The 2044-nt window shown below is 79.1% G+C and carries 3 protein-coding genes; 2 read left to right on the top strand and 1 reads right to left on the bottom strand.

From position 1 onward, the window contains the following. Both VF468_31330 and VF468_31335 read left to right on the top strand, forming a co-directional pair. Window positions 1-1415, top strand: a 1415-nt coding sequence (locus tag VF468_31330; protein ID HEX5882779.1) for a pyridoxal-dependent decarboxylase, incomplete at its 5' end; no start/stop codon positions are given. A 10-nt stretch (window positions 1416-1425) separates the two neighbouring features. After that, window positions 1426-1578, top strand: a complete 153-nt coding sequence (locus VF468_31335; protein HEX5882780.1) for a (2Fe-2S)-binding protein — start codon at window positions 1426-1428, stop codon at window positions 1576-1578. A gap of 8 nt (window positions 1579-1586) precedes the next feature. Here the strand turns inward: VF468_31335 and VF468_31340 are convergent. Continuing rightward, window positions 1587-2044: phosphotransferase (locus VF468_31340; GenBank protein ID HEX5882781.1), on the bottom strand; the 458-nt coding region annotated here is incomplete at its 5' end.

A 2044-nucleotide genomic window follows, 5' to 3' on the forward strand; every position in this document is an offset into this window, starting at 1 on the left:
GCCTGGAGGCGGCGGCCCGGGAGCGGACCGGCCCCTACGGCGGAGCCAGCCCGCGCGAGCTGGCCGCGCTGGTGGCCGGGGTCGAGCCGTTCCCCGAGGAGGGGGCCGGGCTGGCCGCCGCCCTGGACGGCCTCGGCCGCCTCAGCCTCGCCCACGGCGTCGACCCGGGCCACCCGGCCTGCGCGGCCCACCTCCACTGCCAGCCCCTGGCCGCCGCGGTGGCCGCCGACGCCCTGGTCAGCGCCACCAACCAGTCGCTCGACTCCTGGGATCAGGGGCCGGTCGCCACCCACCTCGAGCAGCGGCTGGTGGCCGGGCTGGCGGCCCGGGTCGGTTGGGACCCGGAGGTGGCCGGCGGGGTCGTGACCAGCGGCGGCACCCAGTCCAACCTCATGGGGCTGCTGCTGGCCCGCGACGCCGCCGCCGCCCGGTCGGGCCGGGAGGTGGCCGCCGACGGGCTCGGCCCGGACGCCGGGCGCTGGCGGGTCCTCTGCTCGGAGCTGGCCCACTTCTCCGTGACCCGGTCGGCGGCCCTGCTGGGCCTGGGCGGCCGGGCCGTCCTGCCCCTCGGCGTGGACTCCGACCGGCGCCTGCGCCCGGACGAGCTCGACCGGGCCCTGGACCGGATGGATGCCACCGGCCAGGTCCCGGTGGCCCTGGTGGCCACCGCCGGCACCACCGACTTCGGCAGCATCGACCCCCTCCCGGCCCTGGCCGCGCGGGCCCGAGCGGCCGGCCTGTGGCTGCACGTCGACGCCGCCTGGGGCGGCGGGCTGCTGTTCAGCGACCGCCACCGCGGCCTGCTGGCCGGCATCGAGGCGGCCGACTCGGTGGCCGTCGACCTCCACAAGCTGCTGTGGCAGCCGGCCGCCTGCGGCGCCTTCCTGGTCCGCGACCAGGGCCTGCTGGCCCCCCTGGAGGTGACCGTCCCCTACCTCAACTCCGGCCTCCCGCCGGGCGCGGCCGAGGAGTGGGCGATGCCGCACCTGGTCGGCCGGTCGCTGGCCACCACCCGCCGCTTCGCCGCCCTCACCCCCCTGCTGAGCCTCCAGGCGCTGGGCCGGCGGGCCATCGGGGAGCTGGTCGACCGCACCCTGGAGCTGGCCGTCTGCGCCGCCGACGCCGTCGCGGCCGAGCCGCGCCTGGCCCTGACGGCCCGGCCCGTGCTCGGGTCGGTGGTGTTCCGCTACCTCCCCGACCCCGACGACCCGCAGCGGTCGGACCGGGTCAACGAGGCCATCCGGCTCCACCTGCTGGCGACCGGGCAGGCGGTCGTCGGCCGCACCGAGGTCGCCGGCCGCACCCACCTCAAGCTGACCCTGGTCAACCCCACCGCCACCGAGGCCGACGTGGCCGCGCTCGTCGCCCTGGTCGCGCGGGCCGGCACCGGCCTCGACCAGACCCGCCAGCCCTGAAGGACGAGCCATGCCCACCACCACCGCCGTCGAGCCGGCGCCGGCCCGCCTGGTCCGGCGGCGGGTCACCTGCTGCCTCAACTACACGGTGGCCGCCGGGCCGTGCGCGACCTGCCCGCTGCTCCCACCGGCCGAGACCCGCCAGCGCCTGGCGGCCCCGTAGCCCGCCGGTCAGCCGCCGCCGTCGAGGCGGTCGAGGGCGGCCCGGAGGAAAACGTCGCGGCGGTCGAGGAGCAGCTCCCGGGTGAGGTCGGGGCGGCCCTGGCCGGCGATGGCCCCCGGGAACCAGCCCATGTCCGGCGGCGTGCTCAGGGCGGCCACCACGTCCCAGTGGGCCACCTCCGCCGCGGGCCGGCCGGCCACCTCCTCCCAGCCGGCCAGGACGTCGCCGGCCGCCTCGGGGCCGAAGCAGAGGGCGGCGTCGCAGCGCAGCGAGCCGAGGTCGACCCCGGGCGGCCCGGCGCCGGCGCAGTCCCAGTCGATCAGGCCGGTGAGCGTGTCCCCGTCCCAGAGGGCGTTGCCCTGCCAGAGGTCGCCGTGGACGAACACCTCCGGCGTCCCGGGCGGCGGGGTCGCCACCCGCTCCTCGGCCTCCAGCAGCAGGGGCCGCGGCGGCCCCTGGCGGCGCA

Source organism: Actinomycetota bacterium (assembly GCA_036280995.1).
In the GTDB taxonomy this organism is placed as follows: Bacteria; Actinomycetota; CALGFH01; order CALGFH01; family CALGFH01; genus CALGFH01.